33 protein-coding genes are annotated in these 20,676 nt (G+C 66.2%); 24 read left to right on the top strand and 9 right to left on the bottom strand.

Going from position 1 to position 20,676, the window contains the following annotated elements; all coding sequences use genetic code 11:
- Nucleotides 1-86: 86 nt before the first annotated feature.
- From ACSFA7_RS14130 to ACSFA7_RS14120, 3 genes are read right to left on the bottom strand one after another with little or no spacing between them, the layout of a single operon-like run.
- Entirely contained in the window at nt 87-500 is a 414-nt protein-coding gene (locus ACSFA7_RS14130; RefSeq protein WP_435499940.1) for a hypothetical protein, read from the bottom strand.
- Nucleotides 497-1,162: a transglycosylase SLT domain-containing protein gene (locus tag ACSFA7_RS14125; protein WP_435499939.1), complete on the bottom strand. Its 666-nt coding sequence runs from the start codon at nt 1,160-1,162 to the stop codon at nt 497-499. Before ACSFA7_RS14125 ends, ACSFA7_RS14130 begins: the two co-directional genes overlap by 4 nt.
- Nucleotides 1,162-1,521 carry a putative holin gene (locus ACSFA7_RS14120; RefSeq protein WP_435500221.1) on the bottom strand — a complete coding sequence of 120 codons (360 nt, stop codon included), beginning with the start codon at nt 1,519-1,521 and terminating at the stop codon, nt 1,162-1,164. Before ACSFA7_RS14120 ends, ACSFA7_RS14125 begins: the two co-directional genes overlap by 1 nt.
- A gap of 155 nt (nt 1,522-1,676) precedes the next feature.
- On the opposite strand from ACSFA7_RS14120, the gene ACSFA7_RS14115 reads away from it, so the two are divergent.
- Both ACSFA7_RS14115 and ACSFA7_RS14110 read left to right on the top strand, forming a co-directional pair.
- Entirely contained in the window at nt 1,677-2,111 is a 435-nt protein-coding gene (locus tag ACSFA7_RS14115) for a Gp49 family protein (protein ID WP_435499938.1), read from the top strand.
- The gene (locus ACSFA7_RS14110) at nt 2,098-2,322 is read left to right on the top strand and encodes a hypothetical protein (RefSeq protein WP_435499937.1); all 225 of its coding nucleotides are present in this window, start codon (nt 2,098-2,100) and stop codon (nt 2,320-2,322) included. The genes ACSFA7_RS14115 and ACSFA7_RS14110 overlap by 14 nt, the downstream gene beginning before the upstream one ends.
- A gap of 2 nt (nt 2,323-2,324) precedes the next feature.
- Here ACSFA7_RS14110 and ACSFA7_RS14105 read toward each other — a convergent pair whose 3' ends face one another.
- Genes ACSFA7_RS14105 through ACSFA7_RS14090 form a run of 4 tightly spaced genes read right to left on the bottom strand, consistent with a single transcriptional unit; the run spans nt 2,325 to nt 4,422 of the window.
- On the bottom strand, nt 2,325-3,113 hold the full coding sequence (locus ACSFA7_RS14105; protein ID WP_435499936.1) for a hypothetical protein: 789 nt from the start codon (nt 3,111-3,113) through the stop codon (nt 2,325-2,327).
- A 6-nt stretch (nt 3,114-3,119) separates the two neighbouring features.
- Nucleotides 3,120-3,512 carry a hypothetical protein gene (locus ACSFA7_RS14100; protein ID WP_435499935.1) on the bottom strand — a complete coding sequence of 131 codons (393 nt, stop codon included), beginning with the start codon at nt 3,510-3,512 and terminating at the stop codon, nt 3,120-3,122.
- Complete coding sequence (locus ACSFA7_RS14095; RefSeq protein WP_435499934.1) at nt 3,509-3,988, bottom strand: hypothetical protein; 480 nt, start codon at nt 3,986-3,988, stop codon at nt 3,509-3,511. The genes ACSFA7_RS14100 and ACSFA7_RS14095 overlap by 4 nt, the downstream gene beginning before the upstream one ends.
- Entirely contained in the window at nt 3,985-4,422 is a 438-nt protein-coding gene (locus ACSFA7_RS14090) for a helix-turn-helix domain-containing protein (RefSeq protein WP_435499933.1), read from the bottom strand. The genes ACSFA7_RS14095 and ACSFA7_RS14090 overlap by 4 nt, the downstream gene beginning before the upstream one ends.
- A 105-nt stretch (nt 4,423-4,527) precedes the next feature.
- Between ACSFA7_RS14090 and ACSFA7_RS14085 the strand changes: the two genes are divergently transcribed.
- The 17 genes from ACSFA7_RS14085 to ACSFA7_RS14005 all read left to right on the top strand — a co-directional run bounded on the left by ACSFA7_RS14085 (nt 4,528) and on the right by ACSFA7_RS14005 (nt 14,214).
- Nucleotides 4,528-4,767 (top strand): DNA-binding protein, encoded by a 240-nt coding sequence (locus ACSFA7_RS14085; RefSeq protein ID WP_435499932.1) that lies wholly within the window; start codon nt 4,528-4,530, stop codon nt 4,765-4,767.
- A 136-nt stretch (nt 4,768-4,903) separates the two neighbouring features.
- Nucleotides 4,904-5,389, top strand: coding sequence for a hypothetical protein (locus ACSFA7_RS14080; RefSeq protein ID WP_435499931.1), 486 nt, complete (start codon nt 4,904-4,906; stop codon nt 5,387-5,389).
- An 11-nt stretch (nt 5,390-5,400) separates the two neighbouring features.
- Entirely contained in the window at nt 5,401-5,787 is a 387-nt protein-coding gene (locus tag ACSFA7_RS14075; RefSeq protein ID WP_435499930.1) for a hypothetical protein, read from the top strand.
- A gap of 160 nt (nt 5,788-5,947) precedes the next feature.
- Complete coding sequence (locus ACSFA7_RS14070) at nt 5,948-6,259, top strand: helix-turn-helix domain-containing protein (RefSeq protein WP_206175652.1); 312 nt, start codon at nt 5,948-5,950, stop codon at nt 6,257-6,259.
- A 15-nt stretch (nt 6,260-6,274) separates the two neighbouring features.
- Nucleotides 6,275-7,198 carry a hypothetical protein gene (locus ACSFA7_RS14065; protein WP_435499929.1) on the top strand — a complete coding sequence of 308 codons (924 nt, stop codon included), beginning with the start codon at nt 6,275-6,277 and terminating at the stop codon, nt 7,196-7,198.
- Nucleotides 7,199-7,211: 13 nt separating this feature from the next.
- Complete coding sequence (locus ACSFA7_RS14060) at nt 7,212-9,002, top strand: integrase (RefSeq protein ID WP_435499928.1); 1,791 nt, start codon at nt 7,212-7,214, stop codon at nt 9,000-9,002.
- 1 nt (nt 9,003) lies between these two features.
- Complete coding sequence (locus ACSFA7_RS14055) at nt 9,004-10,242, top strand: ExeA family protein (protein ID WP_435499927.1); 1,239 nt, start codon at nt 9,004-9,006, stop codon at nt 10,240-10,242.
- 9 nt (nt 10,243-10,251) lie between these two features.
- A complete protein-coding gene (locus tag ACSFA7_RS14050) occupies nt 10,252-10,401 on the top strand; it encodes a hypothetical protein (protein ID WP_435499926.1) in 150 nt (49 codons plus the stop codon).
- Nucleotides 10,398-10,619, top strand: coding sequence for a hypothetical protein (locus ACSFA7_RS14045; protein ID WP_435499925.1), 222 nt, complete (start codon nt 10,398-10,400; stop codon nt 10,617-10,619). Before ACSFA7_RS14050 ends, ACSFA7_RS14045 begins: the two co-directional genes overlap by 4 nt.
- Nucleotides 10,619-11,248 (top strand): hypothetical protein, encoded by a 630-nt coding sequence (locus ACSFA7_RS14040; RefSeq protein ID WP_435499924.1) that lies wholly within the window; start codon nt 10,619-10,621, stop codon nt 11,246-11,248. The genes ACSFA7_RS14045 and ACSFA7_RS14040 overlap by 1 nt, the downstream gene beginning before the upstream one ends.
- Entirely contained in the window at nt 11,245-11,454 is a 210-nt protein-coding gene (locus ACSFA7_RS14035) for a hypothetical protein (protein WP_435499923.1), read from the top strand. Before ACSFA7_RS14040 ends, ACSFA7_RS14035 begins: the two co-directional genes overlap by 4 nt.
- Entirely contained in the window at nt 11,451-11,687 is a 237-nt protein-coding gene (locus ACSFA7_RS14030; RefSeq protein WP_206175660.1) for a hypothetical protein, read from the top strand. The genes ACSFA7_RS14035 and ACSFA7_RS14030 overlap by 4 nt, the downstream gene beginning before the upstream one ends.
- 9 nt (nt 11,688-11,696) lie before the next feature.
- Nucleotides 11,697-12,230 carry a host-nuclease inhibitor Gam family protein gene (locus tag ACSFA7_RS14025; protein WP_435499922.1) on the top strand — a complete coding sequence of 178 codons (534 nt, stop codon included), beginning with the start codon at nt 11,697-11,699 and terminating at the stop codon, nt 12,228-12,230.
- Nucleotides 12,227-12,466: a hypothetical protein gene (locus ACSFA7_RS14020; protein ID WP_435499921.1), complete on the top strand. Its 240-nt coding sequence runs from the start codon at nt 12,227-12,229 to the stop codon at nt 12,464-12,466. Before ACSFA7_RS14025 ends, ACSFA7_RS14020 begins: the two co-directional genes overlap by 4 nt.
- A 103-nt stretch (nt 12,467-12,569) precedes the next feature.
- Nucleotides 12,570-12,800, top strand: coding sequence for a hypothetical protein (locus tag ACSFA7_RS14015; RefSeq protein ID WP_435499920.1), 231 nt, complete (start codon nt 12,570-12,572; stop codon nt 12,798-12,800).
- 353 nt (nt 12,801-13,153) lie between these two features.
- Nucleotides 13,154-13,831, top strand: a complete 678-nt coding sequence (locus ACSFA7_RS14010; protein WP_435499919.1) for a gp16 family protein — start codon at nt 13,154-13,156, stop codon at nt 13,829-13,831.
- Complete coding sequence (locus ACSFA7_RS14005) at nt 13,831-14,214, top strand: Mor transcription activator family protein (protein ID WP_187111999.1); 384 nt, start codon at nt 13,831-13,833, stop codon at nt 14,212-14,214. Before ACSFA7_RS14010 ends, ACSFA7_RS14005 begins: the two co-directional genes overlap by 1 nt.
- A gap of 227 nt (nt 14,215-14,441) precedes the next feature.
- Here the strand turns inward: ACSFA7_RS14005 and ACSFA7_RS14000 are convergent, their stop codons facing one another.
- Nucleotides 14,442-16,139 (bottom strand): long-chain fatty acid--CoA ligase, encoded by a 1,698-nt coding sequence (locus ACSFA7_RS14000; RefSeq protein ID WP_435499918.1) that lies wholly within the window; start codon nt 16,137-16,139, stop codon nt 14,442-14,444.
- Between the two features lie 192 nt (nt 16,140-16,331).
- On the opposite strand from ACSFA7_RS14000, the gene ACSFA7_RS13995 reads away from it, so the two are divergent.
- The 3 genes from ACSFA7_RS13995 to ACSFA7_RS13985 all read left to right on the top strand — a co-directional run bounded on the left by ACSFA7_RS13995 (nt 16,332) and on the right by ACSFA7_RS13985 (nt 18,482).
- A complete protein-coding gene (locus ACSFA7_RS13995; protein ID WP_435499917.1) occupies nt 16,332-16,880 on the top strand; it encodes a CHRD domain-containing protein in 549 nt (182 codons plus the stop codon).
- Nucleotides 16,881-17,011: 131 nt separating this feature from the next.
- Nucleotides 17,012-17,452, top strand: coding sequence for an OsmC family protein (locus tag ACSFA7_RS13990; RefSeq protein ID WP_206174559.1), 441 nt, complete (start codon nt 17,012-17,014; stop codon nt 17,450-17,452).
- A gap of 52 nt (nt 17,453-17,504) precedes the next feature.
- Entirely contained in the window at nt 17,505-18,482 is a 978-nt protein-coding gene (locus ACSFA7_RS13985; protein ID WP_435499916.1) for a Bug family tripartite tricarboxylate transporter substrate binding protein, read from the top strand.
- 13 nt (nt 18,483-18,495) lie between these two features.
- Here ACSFA7_RS13985 and ACSFA7_RS13980 read toward each other — a convergent pair whose 3' ends face one another.
- Complete coding sequence (locus ACSFA7_RS13980; protein WP_435499915.1) at nt 18,496-19,218, bottom strand: Crp/Fnr family transcriptional regulator; 723 nt, start codon at nt 19,216-19,218, stop codon at nt 18,496-18,498.
- A gap of 133 nt (nt 19,219-19,351) precedes the next feature.
- Here ACSFA7_RS13980 and ACSFA7_RS13975 point away from each other — a divergent pair, with 133 nt between their 5' ends.
- The gene (locus tag ACSFA7_RS13975) at nt 19,352-19,867 is read left to right on the top strand and encodes an ester cyclase (RefSeq protein ID WP_435499914.1); all 516 of its coding nucleotides are present in this window, start codon (nt 19,352-19,354) and stop codon (nt 19,865-19,867) included.
- Nucleotides 19,864-20,631, top strand: a complete 768-nt coding sequence (locus ACSFA7_RS13970; protein ID WP_435499913.1) for an SDR family NAD(P)-dependent oxidoreductase — start codon at nt 19,864-19,866, stop codon at nt 20,629-20,631. Before ACSFA7_RS13975 ends, ACSFA7_RS13970 begins: the two co-directional genes overlap by 4 nt.
- Nucleotides 20,632-20,676: the final 45 nt, after the last annotated feature.

Raw genomic sequence — 20,676 nt, 5'->3', positions numbered from 1 at the left:
GGTAGTCGAGCAGGTCGACCAGGCGGCCGGCGCAGATGCCGTAGAGGTCGTAGAGGTCTTTGAGGGTGATGAGCACGGGATCTACCTCACGGCCTGTCGGCGGTTGGGTTGGCGCTGGGCAGCGCGCGGTGTATTCCGCTGGTAGCGGCTTCGGCAGCCCTGGCGTGGACCTGGGCGAGCTGGCGCATGCTGTCAGCAGGAAACAAGCAGCCAGCGCGATCGCCAGCGGTCGGGGTGAGGCCATCTTTGAACTCCTGGGTTGACTTGGCATCGGCGCTCTGGCGCTTCGCGAGCGCCTGGCGCATGCCGCGGCTGACCTGCGCCGCTGTGTCGATGAGGGCTTGATGCGAGCTGATCAGGTTGGTCAGCTGGCCCACCGTTTTCGCGTTGTCCTTGGCGGTCGCTTCCGCAACGCCATCGGCGTGCCCGACATACAAGCCGCCGCCCGCGCTGGCCACCGAGGCGAGCACGAGGGCGAGTAACCAGTAGGCGACGCTCAAAGGGCACCTCCCCAGGCGACATAGCGCGGCTGCAGGTCGACCAGGATGCGGCGCGGGTAGCCGAGGTTCTCGGCGCAATGGCTCCGATGGCGCTTCGCACTGCCGCAGGCAGCGTCGACCGCCGCCCGATCGGAGCCTGCAGCGTTGCGCGCCTCGGCCTGCCAATGGCCCAGGCCGCCGTTGTAGCCACGTAGGGCCACCCACATGCGATCACGCGGGCCGTAGGTCTTCGGCGTTCGCTCGAAAAGGTAGAGGTCATAGGTGACTAGCGCACGCATCGCCCATGACGGGTTGAAGGGCTGGTTAGCCCTGAGCGCAGGGTCCACGCCTGCGATCCACTGTGAGGTGCCCGGCATGAACTGGGCTAGACCAGCTGCGCCGACGTGCGACACGGCACCAGGTCGCCATCCCGACTCCTGGTGGATCTGCGCGGCGAAGGTGGCCACGGGCGCCTCCAGGCCCCACACGGCCCGCGCGGTGCGTGTCAGCTCCGCGCGGTAACCGTTGGCTGCCTGGGGCACCTGGGCGCGTGCCGAGCTGGGCCAAACCATCCAGGTGACGAACAGCGCCAGCATGAAGGCCCACACCACCAGCTTGGCGGCGCGCTGCCATCGTCCGACGCGAGCGAGATCCCGCTCGAAGGCTTCGTCTCGGGGAAACATCACAGGCCGAGCGCGAGGCCAACGATCACCACGCCGACCACGACGGCGCGGCGCAACATGACTAGGGCGTAGACCGTCTCGTAGCCCTTCACCACGCGGTAGTCCACGTTGAACTGGGGTTCATCGGTGCCGAGCCGCCAGTCGCGCTCCAGGAAGCCATCGGGACGTGCGTAAGGGAACAAGGCGCGATCCAGCCAGTAGCCCATGACGACGGCCAAGGAGACGAGCGCGGCCTTGTAGAGCACCACCGGCAGCTGGACCGGCGAGACGATGGCGATGAGGGCCAGCAGCACCACCGCTGCGGCAAGCCAAAGGGAGTTGCGCGGCGCGCGCAACCAGACAGGGATCGAATCGGACAGTTTCACGTTGCGCTCCAGTAGGGGACATAGACCAGGAAGCGGTCAGTGTCTCGACGCAGCGGCGCGCAGTCTTATGACGGGGGTCAATATCTCGTGGAGCGTTCGGCCGGCACGATGGCCCGCCCGAATCCCCGGGCTACACCGAAGAAACATCCATGACGGACATCAGAAAGCATCCCATCCTGCGCGAGATCAGCACGGTGGTCTCCGCGATCGAAGCCTGCGGCGCGTCGCAGCAACTGACCAGCGCAGTCGTCCTGGCGAGCAGCCTCTACAAGTCCGCCGAGGCATTGATCGATGCCCAGGTCACGACCAAGCAACTGCCCCCGCCCAAAGACCGGCTTACGCCCGCCGACATTGACGGCACCATCGTGGACCGACGCTTTCACAAGCTGCCGGACACGTCGATCACGATCTGCGAGCTGACGCTGCGCAACGGAGCGAAGGTGCTGGGCCACAACTACGGCAGCATCGACCCGACGAAGCAGGACTGGGCGCAAGGCGAAGCCGCGGCGTTCGCGCTAGCACGTGAGAAGGTTTGGGAATTGGAGGGCTACCTCCTGCGGGAGCGCCTTCATGCTGCACGGTGAACCGTATTGGCTGGTGTGGCGCGCGGGGCGCGAGCCGACCTTCCCGCCGAACTTCCAGCACACGACCGCTGGCGCTGCCCGAGCCGAGGCTGATCGCTTAGCGCGGGCAAACCCTGGCGTGCAGTTCGTCGTGCTGGAAACCGTCAGTGCCCACCGGGCGGTGGACATGGAAGTTGTCGATCTGCGGCCCGATCGCGGGATGCCCTTCTAGATTCAGCCTGGGAACATCCCTTTGACGATAGGGCTCTTACCCTCTTGCGCATGCTGCTGGAGGATCTTCGCCCAGTCTTCCAGCGTCATGGTGCCGAGACCGTTGTTGGGTAGGGGGTGGTTGAACTCTTTGAGGCGGAAAAGCACTTCGCTGTTGCGGCCTATGCCACGTTGAACCAGGGGGTCGCGGTTGGCTAGGGACATCAGCTCTGGCTTGGAGAAGCCCGTCTTTCGATGCAGCGTGTCCAGGGTGGACCACTCGAACTCGGAAGATGCGATCGTGTTTCGCACAATTTCCTTCTTTTTCTCCTCCGTGAACCAAGCTTCCGAGAGCGGCCCGATCGGGGCGCCACTGGTGTCGCCGCGATCTGGCGACGTAGTGGGCTCCGTTGTCGAACCAGGAGCAGGCGGATTTGCCTTCTCAACCTGGTCGATCAACTTCGCGCCGAGTTGCTCAAGGCGTTCCTTTAGCTCGATCAGAGACTGATGATCCTTGCGAATTGCCTCCGACCGAGTGCGAATGTCATCACTGGCTTCGAGCAAGGATTTACGAGCGGCCCGAACGTCGAACCCGAAGAAGCCGACGGCGAGTGCCGCGAAGATCGCCAGAAAGATGCCCGCTGCCCAGGCGGCAACCTTGATGAAGGTAACCAAGTCTCGATCAAGCGAAAGCGTGACCTGCTGAGGTATTTCCGGGGTGGCTGGCTGCGCCACTGCTATTGCGGCGAACGTCAAGAACGCTATCGCGACGGCGCAACGCGTCGCCAGAGCGGAGGGATGCTTGATGTCCATGTGCGGCTACTCGGTGCCTTGGACACTGCGAACTACACCATTGTCGAGATACACGTAGTCATCTCGAAAATTGCGGCCGCGATAGACCCACTGTTCCGTGCGACCGCGTGCGCCCAGCGTCACATTGATCTTCGTTGGCTCGCCCCATGCGCGGCGCACGTGAGCTGCAGTCATCCCCACCATGACCTTGCCGACTGCCACCGAGTTGTTGAAGATCGAATCCTGATCGTTGCTCGCCGGGCCGGCCTGAACCTTCAGCTCAGCCGCTCCTTGGGCGGCACCGCACGCTGCTTCCTGATAGCTCACCTTCCCATCTGGTGCTGTGCATTTGTTGATCGCCCACGCCGGCACACATAGAGCTGCCAAAGCGAAGGAGCCGGCATATTTCAAGCTGTTCATCGGCGCAACCTCTTTCTTCTGGTGAGGACAGCCTCAAGGCCATCGATGTTCTGTTGAGCCTGCGCGGCTGCAATGCCTTCAACTCGACGGATGCGATACATCCAGAACGCAATTGGTGTCCCTATGCAGATCAAGCCGGCCGGAAGCCACCACTCGACTGCACCGAGCAAGCCAGAAGGTCCGGCGACGGCCACGACCGCCACGGTTGCCGCGAGTTTCGCTGTGGTACCGAGGAGCATCGCCGCCATCAGCAAGCACGGAACGTTGAACCAATACCGGCGCCAAGCACGCCAGAACTCGGTGCGTTCCTCTCGAAGGTACCCCCTCAGTTCCTCGGTAGGCAGCTCCCACCAGGGCGTGACTGGCACGCCCTCCGTGGGGAATCCTGACGTCCAGTAGTGGTTGTGAAGATGAAAGTCTCCAGCAGCGACCTGGCCGGCATCGCCATGAATCTCGACGCGACTTCCTCGATTCATTTGCCTCCTGGTTTTTGCTGGTTTCCCATGTCGATGCTGAAGTTGCTCTGTTCAGCATTCCCCGCGATCGACTGACCGACCTTGCCGTGTATGACGACCCCGGGGGCGGCATGCCCAGCGGACAGCAACGCCCCTAGCGCCGCCTTGCGCACGGCCGGGGACGCCTCCCGATAGAAATCGACCATCGTGCGCTCCTCAGAGGAGAGCACACGGAATTCCCCCTCGGCCCCGCCGAGGATGTAGTTGAGATCGGCGCCCATGTCGCGGCGCATTACCAGCAGGGAGCTGCCGTCCGGCAAGCGCTTCCCCGTCTCCCATCCAGTCACTGACTTTCGATCCACGCCTAAGCGGGCGGCGAACTCAGCCTGCGTCAGCTTCCCGCGCAGACCTTGGATACGTCTCCCCACCTCGGCAAACGGCCCCTCTTGGGTCATAGATTGCCCTTGCACATGGGCAATTAATTGCCCATAATCCTGTTCACACCAGTTTCAACAAACGCGCATCAACGCCAATTGATGCACACAAAACGGAACGCAGAAATGCCACTGAAAACCCGGCAGCAAGTCCGCGAAGAATTCGGCCGCAATGGATGGTCCTACTCGGCCTGGGCACGGAAGTACAACTACTCCTCGGCCCTGGTCTCGGAAATCCTGAGGGACGACGACAGGACTCCTCGGCGCAAATGCCTGCGCGGTGAGAGTCACAACATCGCCGTCCAGCTCGGCCTCAAGGAGGGCAAGGTTTCCCGAGCCCACCTCCCCAACATGTTGCCGGCCTGAGCCACAGCATGTCGGGTTTTCATCTTACATACGGTTGCCTTTTCTTGTCCCTTGGGCAATTTTGGGTGATCGCACCTCGGGCCACTAGCCCCAGCCGCGCTTTTTGTTTGGAAGCGTCGTTTTCTGGCGGTCGCCCGTGAGTCCAACCGGCCGCCGCAATTGGAAGCGCGTCCGCGCCACCAGCCTCCGCCACGCGCTGGAGCTGTGCAAGGACCACGCTCGCGAAAAGCTCAACCGCTCGGTCGAAGGCATTGCCTCCGAGATGGGCGTGGCCGACCACTGGACGGTCTACAAGTGGCTGCAGACCGGGCGCATCCCCGCGATCCTGATCCGCCCCTTCGAGACCGCCTGCGGCATCGACTTCGTCACGCGCTGGCTCGCGGCCAGCAGCGGGCGCATGTTGGTGGACATCCCCTCGGGCCGCGCGCTCAAGGACACCGACCTGGTCGAGCTGCACACGGGCTTCAGCCAGGCGCTGAAGTTCATCACCGACTTCTACGCCGGCAACGCCGACCCCGAGGCCACCGTCGCCGCGCTCACCACTCACCTGGAAAACGTCGCCTGGCACCGCGCCAACGTGACGCAGCACAGCTCCCCCGAACTCGACTTCGATTCCGAATGACAGGACCAGCCATGCCCACCCTCAAGTACTCCTCACTGTTCCAGGCCGTCATCGGCTCGCGCCTCCACGACTGCGAATTCGTGGTGTTCTTCGACTGCCCGCTGGGCGAGGCTCCGGCGCCCCACGTCGAAGACCTGGTGAGCGCCGTCTGGCACGTCGACGCGTCGGATCTCGACATCTACAACGTCCGCAGCGAACGCGAACTGGTCGAGCAGGCGATCGCCGAAGCCGATGCGGGCGATCTGCGCCTGTTCGAGGTCGGCGCGTACCAAGGTCGCCCGATGTTCGCCGACCCCTCGCGCACGCTGATGCTGGTGCATCCCTCCACCCAGATGCGGCTCACCTCGGCGCAGATCCTGGTGCCCTCAGTGGCCTGCACTGAGGAGGCGGCAGCGTGAAAACCGCCCCCATCCAACGGACCGCATACGGCCTGAGAAATGCGGCTTCGTCGCCACGGGTTGTCGCACTCGACACGGGCAGTGCCCACCAGTCGCGCCGGGTTGCCGAGCTCGTGAAGCAGTTGCGAGTCGCTCGCCCGACCAATGCAGGGGCTTGCGCATGAGCGCGGACGACAAGAAAGGCAGCGAGCAGGTCATCCGCGCTCTGCGCATGGTCACCTGCCTGGCCGCCCAGCCGCTGCGCGGCCTCACCAACAAGGAGCTGGCCGACGCGCTGCACGTGCCGCCCAGCTACATCACCCGCACCGCCGAGTCGCTCATCGAAGCGGGCTGGGCGGTGAAGGACGAAACCACCGGGCGCTTCCGCATCGCCCGCGAAGCAGCCCGCGTGGGCATCAAGACGATGGCCGCCCTGGACCAGCACGAGAAGCAGCTGGCCGAGGTGCGCCGCAATTTCACGATCACCGACTAACCAAGGAAGAAAGCAATGGCACGCACGAAAACAGCATTGACCGTGGTCGAGGAGCCGCAGGTCAACGAGACGGCCCTCAAGCGCGCAGAGGGCGCCAGCATCGAGCTGGGCCACCTGGTGGAAGCAGCGAGCGAACGCACCGCCCTGATGGCCAAGGAATTGGGCTACGAGGGCTCGCTGGAGGTCGGCGCCCTCGAAGACGGTATCCGCTTTTACCAGCGCCGCACGGTCGAGGCCATCCTCGAAACCGGCAAGCGTCTGGCGCTGCTCAAGGAGCAGACCCCGCACGGCGAATTCACCAAGCGGGTCGAGCTGCTCGGGTTCAGCGCGCCGACCGCGCGGCGCTTCATCCATGCCGCCGCGAAGACCGCCAAATCGCTCAATTTGAGCGATTTGAGCACCAAGGTGAAGAACGCCAGCGCGTTCCTGGAGCTTGTCACCCACGACGATGACGTGCTCGAAAGCCTCGGCGAGATGGACGACATCGACCGCATGAGCGCCACCCAACTGCGCGAGGCACTGCGCCAGTCCGAGAAGGACTCTCAGTTCAATGCCGAGAAGCGCCAGAAGGCCGAGCAACGCGCCGATGCCCTGGAGAAGAAGCTCGGGGGCAAGCGCCCGGTGGTGGTGCCGCTGGACGAGCGCATCACGCCATTCCAGCTCGAAATCACCGAGCGCCAGAGCCTGATCGAGAAGGCGGTCGCCGCGCACCTGGAGAGCGCCACCGCGCTGGAGACCTGGTGGATGGCCGAGCTGGAAGGCGACCAGGACGGCGCCGAAATGCCGCAGAGCGTCAAGCTGGTGCTGCTCACGCTCGACGACGCGGTCAACCGCACCGCGTCCTTGGTGGGCGCCTTGCAGAACGAGCTGGAGACCCGCTTCGGCGCGGACATCAGCGCGGCCCGCCAGTACTTCATGTCCACCGGTGATCGTGGCTGAGGTGGACGAGGCCATGCCAGCACTCTCCCCGGAAATTCACCAGTACGTCTGCCGCCTCGCGCGTCAGCTCGACGCGGTGGAGCACGGCGGTGCGACACCCCTTGTGCAACAGGCGGCGAACTTCCTCAACTGGTCGCCGCAGACCGTGTACAGGCACCTGAAGGCCGCCGCAGGGTGGTCATCGGGCCGCCGCGCGCGCAGCGACAAGGGCTCCACCAGCGTCTCCTCCGATGCGCTCGCCACCCTGGGGGCGGCGCAGCGCGAAGCAGTCCGCGACAACGGCAAGCAGACGCTGTTCACGACCACCAGCCGCGGCATGCTGGAGCAGAACGGCATCAGCTTCGGCGTCAGCAATGGGCACCTCAACCGGCTCATGCGCGACCGGAAGCTCAACGTTGCGGCGCAGCGTGTCGCATCGCCGGTGCAGCAGCTGCGCGCTCCGCATCCGAACCACACCCACCAGGTCGACCCCTCGCTGTGCCTGGTGTACTACCTCAAGGATCGCCAGTACATCATCCGCGACCGCGAGTTCTACAAGAACAAGCTGGACGGCATGGCGAAGGTCAAATTCAAGGTCTATCGCTACGTCCTCTACGACAAGGCCAGCGCGTCCATCGTGCCCTGGTACTGCGAAGCCCAAGGGGAAGACCAGCACAACCTGTTCGACTTCCTCATGCACGCCTGGGGCGAGCAGCCGGGCCGACTGTTCCGCGGCGTGCCCCGCTACATGCTGTGGGACAAGGGCAGCGCCAACACGTCAGCGGCGATCAAGAACCTGCTGAAGCAGCTCGAAGTCGAGCCGCTCGACCACGAGGCAGGCAACGCCCGCGCCAAGGGTGGCGTGGAGAACGCCAACAACATCGTGGAAACCCAGTTCGAGTCGCGCCTGCGCTTCGAGCCTGTCCATGACGTTGCGGGGCTCAATGCTGCCGCCAGCGCCTGGGCGAATGCCTACAACGCGAACCTGATCCCCGGCCAGGACACGCGCCTGCGCCGCTCCGGGCTCGCGACGTCGACCTCTCGCTACGACCTCTGGCAGCTGATCACCGCCGACCAGTTGCGCCTCCTGCCACCGGAGGAGGTGTGCCGCGCGCTGATGGCCAGCAAGGAGCAGCCGCGCAAGGTGCATCCGAACCTGAGCATCAGTTTCAAGCACCCAGCCGCAGAGCGCCCAGGCACCTACAGCCTGCGCGGCCTGGATGGCGTCAACGTGGGCGACACGGTGCAGGTTCGCGCGCTGGTCTACGGTGAGCACGCGGTGCAGATCGAGGCGCCGCGCTATGACGGTGAGACGCTGATCTACCGCGTCGAACCGGAGACCGCCTTCGACCGCTTCGGCCAGCCCGAGGCCGCAGCCGAGATCGGCGCCGAGTACAAGTCCGCAGCGCGCACCGAGGCCGAGCTGGCCGCGAAGGTGATGGACGCGAAGGCGTACCCGGGCATGGATGCCGACGAGGTCAAGGCTGCGCGCGACAAGAAGGCCGCCCCCTTCGAGGGGAAGCTGGTCGCGCACAGCTATCTGCACGACGTCGAACTGCCCACGTACCTGCCGCGCAGCGGCACGGAGATCGAGGCGCCCGCGCATGCCCAGGCGGCTCTCGCACCCGCAATGCTGGACGCCACCGAAGCGATGTTGCGACTTCGCGCCGGCATCGGCCGCAACCTGACGGGCGACGAATACACGTTCATGACGGCGCGCTATGCGGACGGCGTTCCCGAGGACCAGATCGACGCCCTGGTGCAGCAGTTCATCGCGCCGGTCGAGCAGCCGATGCGCGCGGCTGGCGGATTGAGGGCCGTCTGACATGGCAGCACTCCCGCTCATCAAAGACGCGCTGGCGCTCGTGAAGCGCAGTCAATCCGACCTGGCGAAGCACCTGGGCGTGAGCCCGGCAAGCGTGACGCTGATGGTGAAGTTCAACCGCTGGCCGAAGGGCCACGGCGGCGAGTTCGAGCTGCGCGCTCGGATCGTCGGTTACCTGATCGAGCACGGCGTGCCCACGGACGTGGCCTACGCAGCGCTTAACGAAGCACCCCCGGCGACGTGCAGCAACACGACGCCAGGGGCCGCGGCAGATGCCGCTATCTCCGGCCCCCAAACGAATCTAGAGGACCCCTACATGCTACTCCGCAAGCACACCATCAATCGCGAGGCGCGCCAGCACTTCCGTATTCCGCGCGACCCGTTCACCGATGAAATGGAGTCGGACGCGGACGTGTTCCTCTCCGAGGACATCCGCTACGTGCGTGCCTCGATGCGCCAGACGGCCAAGCACGGCGGCATGCTGGCGGTGGTCGCCGAGTCGGGCGGCGGCAAGAGCACGCTGCGCCACGACCTGGCCGACTGGATTCAGACGGCGCGCGAGCCCATCACCATCATCGAGCCCTACGTCATCGGCATGGAGGACTCCGACAAGAAGGGCAAGCCGTTGAAGTCGGCCGACATCACCGGTGCCGTGATCCGCACCGTGTCGCCCGGCACGGCCCTGCGGGCCACGTACAGCGATCGCGCCGCGCAGATGCACAACATCCTCAAGCAGAGCGCCCAGGTCGGCCGCAAGCACGTCCTGATCATCGAGGAGGCCCACGCCCTGGCCACACCGACGATCAAGCACCTGAAGCGCTTCTACGAGCTGCAGGACGGCTTCAAAAAGCTCCTGGCCATCATCCTGATCGGCCAGACCGAGCTGGAGTGGAAGCTCTCGGAGCACAACCCCGAGGTGCGCGAGGTGGTGCAGCGCTGCGAGATGGTGAAGCTGCCGCCGCTGGACAACCACATCGAGGCGTACCTGCGGCACAAGCTGCAGCGGGTCGAGCTGGACTTTGACGCGGTGATCGCGGCCGACGCGGTCGAGGCCATTCGCAACCTGTTGCGCCACACGGTGACCGAGGCCAGCCGCAGCTCGAAGCGCGAGAGCCGCGTGGTGTCGCTGTGCCACCCGCTGGCGATCAACAACCTGGTCAGCGCGGCCATGAACGAGGCCGTCAAGATCGGCGCACCCAAGGTGACCGGCGCGCTGATCACTGCCGCGGTGCGGGCGTGAGGTGCAGCGATGAGGCGCTACCTGATCTCTATCACCATGCCGGACGGCTCGTGCGGCAAACATTCCGGCCTGTACGAGGATGGCTTCGCGGCCGTCATGACCACGCTGGAGCACTTCCCCGACGCGAAGCGCATCAGCGCCATGAGGGTCTTCTCGTGAGCGCGGTTCGCACGGAAATCCGCTCCGGCCTGGCCGAGCGCACCGCGGCGGGCGAGGCGCTGTTCTTTGGCTTCTGGCTGGTGCTGTTCCTGGGCTGCGCCCTGGCCGCCCTGGCGATCAATGACAGCGAGCAGCGCGACCACGAGCTGGAGTTGCAGCGCGTCCACAGCAGCGGCATGGCCACCGGCTACAGGCTGTGCAAGAGCGAGGGCCGGTGATGTCGATCTTCGTCAACACATGCCCAACCTGCGGCGCCGAGGAGTCGATCGACTCGGTCATCTTCCGGGTGATCGATGACGAGGAGGTCCGCGGCCTGGTCAACGATGTGCTGCAGCGCAGCTTTGCGCTCGGCGGGACGCTGATCCGCTACATGCGCCTGTTCAAGCCGCCGAAGCACCAGTTGAACTGGGCGCGCGTGCGCAAGGCGCTGGCCGAGTTGGTGCCCGACATCCAGCGCGGCTCGATCGAGCGCAACGGCACCATCGTCGCCGTCTCGACGGACCTCTGGCTGGCGGCATTCAATGCCACCTTCGACGCCACGACCAAGGGCACGCTGCGCATGCCGCTGGCCCACAACGGCTACGTGTACGGCGCGCTGTTCAACCTGGCCGAGAAGGCCGCGGCCAAGGCCGAGGAGGAGCGCGAGGTCGGGCGCCGGCACTCGCGGCGCGACACGGTGACCGTGGATGGCGAACCCATGGCTATCGGCGATGCCCTCGGGGTGGTCTTCGGCGGCGTCGACCCTGCACTGGCGAAGGTCGATGCAGCCTCGCGCAACGCGGCCCCCGTGCCGCAGCAGGTCCTCGACTACCGCGCAAAGCTGGGCGGCAAAGGCGGTGCGTCATGACCGAGCAGGAGCGCCTCGAAGTTGTCCTGCGCGCACTGCTGCCAGCCGATGGCGCGCCGATCGCGCGCAACGCGCTGGCCAAGGCGACATGCCTCAACCGCGGCCAGGTCGCCGTCATCCTGGATGACGACGTGATGGCGGGCCGGGTCGCCTACGACCTGCGCACCGACAGCTACCAGGCCGTCAAGCAAGGGGACGCACTGTGACGCCCGCCGAGCAGGCCATCGCCGCCCAGGCGCTGATCGACCAGCTGACCCCACTGGTCCGGGACGTGCCCAAGGAGGCGGTCCTGGACGCGCTGCTCGCGTTGTTCCATTCCACGGCGATCCACAACCCGGCGTGCCTGGAACGCGCCGTCAGCGACGCGACCTTCGTCGCTGTCGTCTTGACCAACCGACTGCATCTGCAACAAGCGCCCCACGGGGCGTCCATCCACTGAAGGAATGCCATGAACGCATCAACCAACCCCATGGTCGTGATCGAACTCCACGCCCGCGCCTACCGCGAAGCCAAAGACCTCCTGGTCGAGCGCGCGCAGGCGTTGCACGACGAGATGCAAGCCGCCCAGCGCCGCGCCATGCGCGGGCTGCGCACTGCGGTGGCTGCGGTGAACGAGAAGCGCGACGAGCTGCAGCACGCGCTGGAGGAGCAGCCCCACCTGTTCGCGAAGCCCCGCACGGTCGTGTTCCATGGCGTGAAGGTCGGCTTCAAGCTCGGCGCGGGGAAGATCGACTGGGAGGATGACGACCAGGTCGTGAAGCTGACCCGCAAGTACTTCCCGCAGCAGTTCGATCTGCTGGTCAAGACGACCGAGAAGCCCATCAAAGACGCCTTGAAGTCCCTCACCGCGGTAGAGCTGAAAAAGCTCGGCGTGACGGTCGAGGGCACTGAGGACGTGCCCGTCATCAGCGACACGACGGCCAGCGTGGACAAGCTCGTGAAGGCGTTGCTCAAGGGCGCGGAAGACGAGGCCCAGTCGTGAGCACCGCCGACACCGCCCGCCAGGTGCAAGGCTTCCTGTCGGCCACGAGCCGCCCGCGCTGCGGCAACTGCAAGCACGGCAAGGAAACGGTCGCCGAGCGCATGCCGCCGTTCGACACGCGCAGCTGGCGATGCACGCGAGGCGGCTTCTCGGTCACGGCCGGTGCGATCTGCGCGAAACACGAGCCCGACTTCCAAACAGCCCAAGCGACGAAGGTCGCGCCGCCGGATGCCTGAGCTGGACATCAGTTTTCTCCTTGGTCGAGTCCGGCGCGCCAGCCGTTCGGCCTTTACCCCGGCGCTTTCGGGCGCCGGGGCTTTTTCTTTTCAAGGTGTTGATATGCGATCTGACGTTTTCGCCGCGCTCATGGCCATCGTGGGCGCGCTGCTCATGGCCGTGTTGGCCAACCCGGCCGTGCCGTTCACTCTGCTCCTGGTGAGCTGCGCGGCCTGGGTCGTGCATGGGAGCCATCGCCGCCTCTGGCCGCTTTGCGCTCAGATGCTGGTCTTCGGTTCGTTCTGCCTGCTCGGTGTGTGGAACACCTGGCTTGGTCCGTTTTTGCTGGGGTAGGCCATGCGATACGAACCAACGGCCGGTGAGCTGCCTGGACGCCAGTGGGCGCCATCGAATGGCACCGAGGGCGAGATCTTCCACGAGGGATGGTGCTGCCGGTGCGCGCGCGACAGGGTGATGAATGGCAAGGTTCACCAGGATCAGGCGGGCGAGGAGGACTACTGCCCAATCCTCTGTGCCAGCTTCACGACCCACGAGGGTCCGGTCGAGTGGCGCGAAATCGAAGTCGGGCCAGGTCCCTTCGACTGCCGCTATGAATGCACGTCGTTCATTCCCAAGGGCGAGAGCATTCCACGGCCACGTTGCACTCGCACTGCTGACATGTTCGACGCTGCCTCGGGAGAAGGCGCATGACGCTCGCTGCGACCAAGGCAAGAGCGCTGGGCGCAGCTGCAGCGAATCCTGAGCGCGTCCGCTTGATCAAGCTGATCCACGTCGCACGCCGCGACCTGGAGAAAGCCGGAAAGATGGACGAGCCGACCTACCGCACCATGCTGCAGACGGCTGGAGGTGCTGATTCGACCGCGAAGATGGGCGTTCCAGCGCTCATGCGGGTTTTGGAACAGGCAAAGAAGGCCGGTTTCAAGGTGCGTTCCAAGGTCACCGACCGCCGCCAGGACACGAGCCCCGAGGCTCGCAAGGTCCGGGCGTTGTGGCTGTTCCTGCACGAGCTGCAGGTGGTCCGGGACTCATCCGAGGCCGCGCTGGCCAGCTATGTGAAGCGCATCGCCCGCGTCGAAGACATGCACTGGGCCGACAGCCAGGCCATGCGCAAGCTGATCGAGACCATGAAGAAGTGGGCCATGCGCTTCCTGCCTGCCGCCGTCGACCAGCTGCAGGTCGAGGTGCACGGTGCGCGCGCTGCCGGCCTGCTCGACCAGGCGCAAGAACTGGCCGTAGAGGAGGCGCTGCGCCGGCTGCAGGGCTCCGATGGCTTCGACGCCCATTGGACCGCTTGGATGGCGTTCTCGGCCGCCATCGGCCGCTCGACTGACGCCGGCATGCAAGAGGCACTGGGAGGCCGCTGATGAGCAACGACTCTAGGATGAGCGAACTTCGCAACGAGCTGCTGGCCGATCTGGCTGGCACGGCGGAGCGTGCATTGATAGAGAACGAAGTGCCGCCCGCCGTGGCGGCGATCATCGCCAGCTCGGTCGCAGACCACGTGGCCGATCACTGGGGCGGCCAGATGATCTACATCCCCCGCGACTTCCAGCGGAAGCTCGCTCAGATCGAGCTGGAAATCTTCGACGCCTTCACCGGCGCCAACATCCCGGAACTCTCGCGCAAATATGAGATGACCGACAGCGGCCTGCGCCGCCTCATCACGCGCGTCCGTGCCAAACTGGCATCCTCCCGGCACGAGCAGCAGCTCGACATGCTGGAGCCCCCGCAAGACCGCTCAAAGTGAGCGATTCGCGCTGCGGGGCGCCTTTACCACCCGCGTAAACTCGTTACACGACTCGTCCCAAGCGGTCCCGCCAGGTCCCGGCAAATCCCGATTTATCGCGCCGTTTTGGGTTGTCGTTTCTCAATACCGTTCAGCACGGCGGAGGAAGCTCCGCTTACAAATAAGAACTATTCTCATTTTAAGCAAAAAGGCCGCACCCGAGCCCTGCCCGCCTCGTCTGCACGCGTTCAAGCCGTCGGCTGCTCGGCTTCCTGCAGCAACCGCCACATCACCTTGCCGCTGCCGCTCTTGGGCAACGTCTCCACGAACTGCACCTTGCGCGGGATCTTGTAGACCGCCATGTTCTCGCGGCACCAGTCGATGATCTGCTGCTCGGTCGTGTCCTTGTGCGTTGCGCGCAGCACCACCACCGCCTTGACCGATTCGCCGCGGTAGTCGTCCTTGGTCGAGATGACGCAGGCCTCCTGGATCGCGGGGTGGCGGAACATCAGCAGCTCGACCTCGGCCGGCCACACCTTGAAGCCGCTCGCGTTGATCATGCGTTTCAGGCGATCGGTCATGAAGAAGTAGCCGTCCTCGTCCATGCGGCCCATGTCGCCCGAGCGGAAGAAGCGCTTGCCCTCGAACTCGACGAAGGCGGCCTTCGTCGCGTCGGGCCGCTTCCAGTAGCCCTGGAACACCTCGGGGCCGTGGATGATGATCTCGCCCGATTCTCCGATGGGCATTTCCACCAGCGTGTCGGGGTCGACCACGCGCGCGTCGGTGCTCATGAACGGAATGCCCAGGCACTGCTGCTTCGGGTTTTCCGACGGGTTGGTGTGCGAAGGCGCGGCCGTCTCGGTGAGGCCGTAGCCTTCCTGGTATTTGAGGCCGTACTGCTCGAACAGGCGCTGCGCCACCGCCTGCGGCATCGCGGCGCCGCCGCCGCCGATGTGGGTGATGCTCGATAGGTCGTAGCTCGCGAAGTTGGGGCTGGCCATGAGGTCGATCACCATGGTCGGGATGTTGGTCCAGCTCGTCACCTTCCAGCGCGAGATGAGCCGGCCGGCCACGTCGCGGTCCCAGCGCGGCATGATGACCAGCGTGGCCGCCGCGAGGATCGAGGTGTGCATCATGCTCACCACGCCGGTGATGTGGAACATGGGCACCACGGCCAGCACCACCGCTTCCGATGTCGCATGGCCCCAGAGCTGGCCCGACACCGCGTTGTGCATCAGGCTCGAATGGTGATGCACGCAGCCCTTGGGCAGGCCGGTGGTGCCGCTGGTGTAGGGCAGCAGCGCCATGTCGTTGGCGCCCACCACATGCGCGGGGGCCGGGTGGCCGGCCTCGAGCGCGTCGGTCCACGCCATCACCTGGCCGCCGGCAAGCGCGGGCAGTGGATGGCGGGTGCCGAGCCAGGCGGTCCATGCGGGAGCGGGCGCATCGTCGCCGGTGACGTCGGCATCGAAGGCGTCGGTGAACTGGGTCACGACGATGTGCGCGAGCCGCTGCTCGGCCGGCAACGCATCGCTGGCCTTGGCCAATTCGGCGGCGAGGTCGCCGGTGGTGAGCGCCACCTTGGCGTCGGGGTCGACGATGTAGTGCTTGAGCTCCTCCGCCCGGTTCATCGGGTTGACCGGCACCACCACCGCATTGGCGCGCAGGATCGCGAAGTGCGCGACCACGAGCTGCGGGCAGTTCTGCATGTTCAGGATCACGCGGTCGCCGCGCTGCACGCCCAGCGCATGCAGCGTGCCGGCCAGCCGTTCGACCTGCTCGGCCAACTCGCGATAGCTCATCACGCGGCCGAAGAACACGAGCGCGGCCTTGTCGGGGTAGCGGGCGGCGGAGGTCGCGAGGTTGTGCCACAGCGACGTGGCGGGAACGGTGAGCGAATGCGGCAGGCGTTTGGGCCAGAACTTGTAATGCGGGCGTTGTTGCATGGTGAGAACAGGCGGGAGAAAAAATGCGGGGCAGGAAGGGCAAAGGCACGCCAGCCTAAGCCGCCCCGGCCGCGGCTCCCATCGGGGAAGCCCCCGGGGGCGTCACATTGGCGACGCCCTTTTTTCGTACCCGCCGGCATCGGCTATCGTGCAGCCCCGGGGCCGTGGGCCCGCAGACCGGTCCCGCCTCGCATGCTCGAACTCGCAAGAAAAACACGCTGGCGACGCGCCCTGCTCCTGGGCGCCGCGCTGTCCGCCTCGGGCTGCGCCCTCGTCTCCAGGTTCGGCCCCCAGGACAACCCGACGGCATTGCCGCACACCCCGCCGGAGTGGGTGCCGATCGACTGCTGGCTCGGCACTGAGGAAGTGGTGCCGCGCCACGCCGGCAAGGCCGGCGGCTCCATGTTCGGAACACTGACGCTGGCCACCGGCATCTTCAAATGGCGCGTGAACTACGCGCGCCTGAGCGGGCCGGCCACGCTCGCAGGCTTCTACGGCCCTGCCGCCAGGGGCCACAACGGCCCGTTGGCCATCGAGCTGCCGCCGCAGAGCCAAGGCGTGCAGCACGGCACCGGCCCCGACGCCGGCTACGAACTCACCGGCACCAGCACGCTCACGCAGGCACAGGTGGCCGACCTCATGGCCGGCCTCTGGTACGTCAGCGTGTCGACCCGCGCCTGGCCGGCGGGCGAAGTGCGGGGACAGCTCAAGCGCAGCACTGCCGGCGTGCACGGCGGCTGACATCGCGTCGCCATGCCCGATGGGGGATGCGCCATGCGGCCTGCGACTACAGACAGGCGCGGCTTTCGGAGCGATACCTGCAGTTCTGTCTCCAAGCAGCCCATTCACCCACCACCACCGAAGGAATCCCCATGGCAGCAGACAAGCACGCAAGCGTTCACTGGGAAGGCGCCGGCAAGACCGGCAAGGGCCAGATCAGCACCGAGACCGGCGCCCTGAAAGACTACCCCTACGGCTTCGCGAGCCGCTTCGAGGACGACAAGCGCGGCACCAACCCCGAGGAGATCGTCGGCGCGGCCCATGCGGCCTGCTTCACGATGGCCTTTGCCTTCGCGCTGGAAGCAGCGGGCCTGGCGGCCACGCGCATCGACACCAAGGCCGCCGTGCGGCTGGCCAAGGACGGCGCCGGCTTCAAGATCGACCGCATCCAGCTCGAGCTGGACGCGGCCGTGCCCAACCTCGACGAAGCCAAGTTCCAGGAAATCGCCGCCGCCGCCAAGGCCGGCTGCCCGCTGTCGAAGGCGCTTGCGAGCGTGCCCGAGATCACGCTGAAGGCCACGCTGGCCAGCTGAAAACGCGCAGACGGCGCTGCTTATGATCGTCTCCACAAAAAGGAGACGGATCATGAACAAGCCCACCCGGACCGCGCTGGCGGTCCTTTCTTTCGCACTCGGCACGTTCGGCACCACGGCGGCCATGGCCGCCTATCCCGACAAGCCGATCAAGGTCGTCATCGGCTTTCCGGCCGGCGGCCCGCTCGACCAGCATGCACGCCTGCTCACCGACAAGCTGCAGGCCGTGCTCGGCCAGCCGCTGATCGTCGACTACAAGCCCGGCGCGGGCGGCTCGGTCGGTGCCGATGCCGTTGCCAAGAGCCCGGCCGACGGCTACACGCTGATGCTGGCCAACACGGGAGTGGCCGTGATCAACGGCGCGCTTTACAGCAAGCTGCCCTACAACACGCAGCGCGACTTCGTGCCGATTGCGCGCACCGCGATGCAGCCGCTGGCGTTGCTGGTCACGCCCAAGCTGCCGGTGCAGAACCTGAAGCAATTCATCGACTACGCCAAGGCGCGGCCGGGCCAGATCAACTACGGCTCGGCGGGCAACGGCGGCATCAGCCACCTCGTCCCCGAGATGTTCAAGACCGCGACCGGCATCTTCATGGTGCACATCCCCTACCGCGGCAGCGCGCCGGCCTTCACCGACCTGATGGGCGGGCAGGTGCAGTTCATGGCCGAGTCGATTCCGCAGGCCGCCAACTATCACAAGCAGGGCAAGGTGCGCGCGCTGGCGGTGACCAGCCGCGAGCGCAACCCCGCCCTGCCCGACGTGCCGACCGTCATCGAGTCGGGCGTCAAGGGATTCGAGGTGGTGGGCTTCTACGGCTTCCTCGCGCCGAAGGACACGCCCAAGGACGTGGTCGCCAAACTCAGCGACGCGTTCAGGCAGGTGCTGACCAGCCCCGAGGTGCGCGAGCGCATGGTGAGCCAGGGCGCGGACCCGGCCTACCTGGGCAGCGAGGACTTCGCGCGCTTCCTCGCGACGGAAACGCCGCGCTGGGACAAGGCGGTGAAGGCCTCGGGCGCGCGGATGGACTGAGCCCCGGCGGCGCTCAGGGCGGCGTGGCCGCGTGCCGCTCGAGCTGCTCGCGGCTCAGCAGTTCGATGCTGCGGTAGCGCACGCGCAGCGTGCCGTCTTCCTCCCACAGCTTCAGTTGCCGGTTCACGCTCTGGCGCGACACGCCGAGCATGAACGACAGGTCTTCCTGCGACACGCCGAGCGTCGTGCTGCCGCGCTCGTCGCCCGGCTCGGCGGCGCGCGCGTCCAGCGTCAGCAGCCGGTGCGCGAGCCGCACGGGCAGCGGCATCAGGATCACGTCGTCGATCCAGGCGAGCGCCTGTCGCAGCCGCAGGCACACCAGCCGCGTGAAGGCCATGTGCACATCGGGATGCTCGGCGATCAGCCGGTGGAAGTCCGCCGCGGCCACCACGGCCGTTTCGGTGGTCTCGACCGCGAAGGTGTCGTAGACGCGCTCGCGCCCCACGAGCAGCGACACCTCGCCGAACCAGTGCCCGGGTTCGAGCATCGCGATCACCGCCTCGCGCCCGCCCGGCGCGACCACGCTCACGCGCAGCGATCCGCTCACCACGCCGAACAGCGCATCGGGCAACGAGCCCTTGTGAAACAGCGATTCGCCGCGCGCCAGGGTGCGCCGGTGTGCCACCGCGAGCAGGCGCTCCTGCACGTCCTCTGCGAGCCGCATGTCGTTGCCCTGCGGGGGTGACGGCGTCGCCTGGGCATCGGCAGGACGGGATGAAGGGGGCGTGCGTGGCATCGCGGGTTTGCCCGGGGTGGCGAATGCCAACAACGGACAGTCTTGGTGCATGGGGGTGCCGATAGTACGCAGCGAGCCCGGGTCGCCGCAATTGCAGCAACCCGATGTCACCTGTCACATGGAGCACACCCCGATGAACACCCAGACCGAACGATGCGAAATTCAAGCCCGCCGCGAGCGCCTCGTGCTCGACCATTTCGCCGACGAGACGCGGCAGGACTTCGACGCGGTGCTCGGCACCTTCCCCCATCCGCACTACGAGTTGATCCCGAGCGGCGAAGTGCACGACGGCACCGACGACGTGCGCCTGTACTACGCCGAAACGCGCCGTGCCTTCCCCGACCAGCGCCACGAGATCATCCAGCTGCGGCACGCCGACGATTCGGTGATCGTCGAGTTCTGGCTGCTGGGCACGCACCGCGGCCCGCTCAAGGGCATTCCGCCGACGGGCAACGCCTTCCGCTGCCGCATGAACGCCTTCTTCATCTTCGAGGGCGACACGCTGGTCTGCGAGCGCGTGTACTTCGACACGCTGACGATGCTGCGGCAGTTGCTGGTGGGCGTGCCGCCCGAGATGGTCGGCGCACTGGTGAGCGGACTGCTCGGCCAGCCGGCCGCAACGCCCAAGGTTGAGGCCGCCGTCGCATGACCACCGCGCGGCCGCTCGAAGGCCGCCACGCCGTCATCACGGGCGGCGCGCGCGGCATCGGCCTGGCCATTGCGCGGCGCTGCATGGCGGACGGTGCGAGCGTGGCGTTGTGGGATGTGGAAGCAGAGGCGCTGGCCGAAGCGATGCGGCAGCTCGCACCGCTGGGTGCCGCGACCTCGGCACTCGTCGACGTGCGCGACGAAGACCAGATCGCACGCGCGGCCTCGGAGGCGCAGGAAGGCTTCGGCGGCATCGACATCCTCGTCAACAACGCGGGCGTGCTCGGTCCGACCGTCACCGCGTGGGAGCACACGCCCGCGCAATGGCGCAACGTGCTCGACATCAACCTCACGGGCGCATGGCTGTGCTGCCGCGCCATCGTGCCGGTGATGCTGGCCAGGCAGCGCGGGCGTATCGTCAACATCGCCTCGGTGGCGGGCAAGGAAGGCAACGGCTTCAACGCGGCTTACTCGGCCTCCAAGGCGGGGCTGATTGCGCTGACCAAATCGCTGGGCAAGGAGCTCGCGTTGTCCGGCGTGCTGGTGAACTGCATCACGCCGTCGGCGGCCGACACGGCGGTGTTCGCGGGCGTGCCGGCGGAACACCGCGAGCAACTGCGCACTGCCCTGCTCGCGCGCGTGCCGATGGGGCGCTTCGTCGAGGTCGATGAAGTGGCTGCGATGGTCGCGTGGCTGGCTTCGGACGACTGCTCTTTCAGTACGGGGGCGGTGTTCGATATCTCGGGTGGCCGATCCATGTATTGAACCCCTTCAGGGCGTGTGCGCAGGCCACCGGGTACTCCCCTCCGC

The organism is Variovorax trehalosi (assembly GCF_051216415.1).
Classification (GTDB): domain Bacteria; phylum Pseudomonadota; class Gammaproteobacteria; order Burkholderiales; family Burkholderiaceae_C; genus Variovorax.
Note: the sequence above shows the minus strand (reverse complement) of the source record. Positions and strands in the feature narration are given on the sequence as shown.

What these genes read in the sequence shown, in the direction of transcription:
- ACSFA7_RS14060 (WP_435499928.1), top strand. Translation starts at nt 7,212, where the DNA reads ATGCCAGCACTCTCCCCGGAAATTCACCAGTACGTCTGCCGCCTCGCG.
- ACSFA7_RS13990 (WP_206174559.1), top strand. Translation starts at nt 17,012, where the DNA reads ATGGCAGCAGACAAGCACGCAAGCGTTCACTGGGAAGGCGCCGGCAAG.
- ACSFA7_RS14105 (WP_435499936.1), bottom strand. Translation starts at nt 3,113, where the DNA reads ATGGACATCAAGCATCCCTCCGCTCTGGCGACGCGTTGCGCCGTCGCG.
- ACSFA7_RS14000 (WP_435499918.1), bottom strand. Translation starts at nt 16,139, where the DNA reads ATGCAACAACGCCCGCATTACAAGTTCTGGCCCAAACGCCTGCCGCAT.
- ACSFA7_RS13975 (WP_435499914.1), top strand. Translation starts at nt 19,352, where the DNA reads ATGAACACCCAGACCGAACGATGCGAAATTCAAGCCCGCCGCGAGCGC.
- ACSFA7_RS14090 (WP_435499933.1), bottom strand. Translation starts at nt 4,422, where the DNA reads ATGACCCAAGAGGGGCCGTTTGCCGAGGTGGGGAGACGTATCCAAGGT.
- ACSFA7_RS14015 (WP_435499920.1), top strand. Translation starts at nt 12,570, where the DNA reads ATGCGATCTGACGTTTTCGCCGCGCTCATGGCCATCGTGGGCGCGCTG.
- ACSFA7_RS13970 (WP_435499913.1), top strand. Translation starts at nt 19,864, where the DNA reads ATGACCACCGCGCGGCCGCTCGAAGGCCGCCACGCCGTCATCACGGGC.
- ACSFA7_RS14070 (WP_206175652.1), top strand. Translation starts at nt 5,948, where the DNA reads ATGAGCGCGGACGACAAGAAAGGCAGCGAGCAGGTCATCCGCGCTCTG.
- ACSFA7_RS13985 (WP_435499916.1), top strand. Translation starts at nt 17,505, where the DNA reads ATGAACAAGCCCACCCGGACCGCGCTGGCGGTCCTTTCTTTCGCACTC.
- ACSFA7_RS14085 (WP_435499932.1), top strand. Translation starts at nt 4,528, where the DNA reads ATGCCACTGAAAACCCGGCAGCAAGTCCGCGAAGAATTCGGCCGCAAT.
- ACSFA7_RS14050 (WP_435499926.1), top strand. Translation starts at nt 10,252, where the DNA reads ATGAGGCGCTACCTGATCTCTATCACCATGCCGGACGGCTCGTGCGGC.
- ACSFA7_RS14075 (WP_435499930.1), top strand. Translation starts at nt 5,401, where the DNA reads ATGCCCACCCTCAAGTACTCCTCACTGTTCCAGGCCGTCATCGGCTCG.
- ACSFA7_RS13980 (WP_435499915.1), bottom strand. Translation starts at nt 19,218, where the DNA reads ATGCCACGCACGCCCCCTTCATCCCGTCCTGCCGATGCCCAGGCGACG.
- ACSFA7_RS14040 (WP_435499924.1), top strand. Translation starts at nt 10,619, where the DNA reads ATGTCGATCTTCGTCAACACATGCCCAACCTGCGGCGCCGAGGAGTCG.
- ACSFA7_RS14095 (WP_435499934.1), bottom strand. Translation starts at nt 3,988, where the DNA reads ATGAATCGAGGAAGTCGCGTCGAGATTCATGGCGATGCCGGCCAGGTC.
- ACSFA7_RS14025 (WP_435499922.1), top strand. Translation starts at nt 11,697, where the DNA reads ATGAACGCATCAACCAACCCCATGGTCGTGATCGAACTCCACGCCCGC.
- ACSFA7_RS14035 (WP_435499923.1), top strand. Translation starts at nt 11,245, where the DNA reads ATGACCGAGCAGGAGCGCCTCGAAGTTGTCCTGCGCGCACTGCTGCCA.
- ACSFA7_RS14125 (WP_435499939.1), bottom strand. Translation starts at nt 1,162, where the DNA reads ATGTTTCCCCGAGACGAAGCCTTCGAGCGGGATCTCGCTCGCGTCGGA.
- ACSFA7_RS14055 (WP_435499927.1), top strand. Translation starts at nt 9,004, where the DNA reads ATGGCAGCACTCCCGCTCATCAAAGACGCGCTGGCGCTCGTGAAGCGC.
- ACSFA7_RS14005 (WP_187111999.1), top strand. Translation starts at nt 13,831, where the DNA reads ATGAGCAACGACTCTAGGATGAGCGAACTTCGCAACGAGCTGCTGGCC.
- ACSFA7_RS14110 (WP_435499937.1), top strand. Translation starts at nt 2,098, where the DNA reads ATGCTGCACGGTGAACCGTATTGGCTGGTGTGGCGCGCGGGGCGCGAG.
- ACSFA7_RS13995 (WP_435499917.1), top strand. Translation starts at nt 16,332, where the DNA reads ATGCTCGAACTCGCAAGAAAAACACGCTGGCGACGCGCCCTGCTCCTG.
- ACSFA7_RS14010 (WP_435499919.1), top strand. Translation starts at nt 13,154, where the DNA reads ATGACGCTCGCTGCGACCAAGGCAAGAGCGCTGGGCGCAGCTGCAGCG.
- ACSFA7_RS14100 (WP_435499935.1), bottom strand. Translation starts at nt 3,512, where the DNA reads ATGAACAGCTTGAAATATGCCGGCTCCTTCGCTTTGGCAGCTCTATGT.
- ACSFA7_RS14065 (WP_435499929.1), top strand. Translation starts at nt 6,275, where the DNA reads ATGGCACGCACGAAAACAGCATTGACCGTGGTCGAGGAGCCGCAGGTC.
- ACSFA7_RS14115 (WP_435499938.1), top strand. Translation starts at nt 1,677, where the DNA reads ATGACGGACATCAGAAAGCATCCCATCCTGCGCGAGATCAGCACGGTG.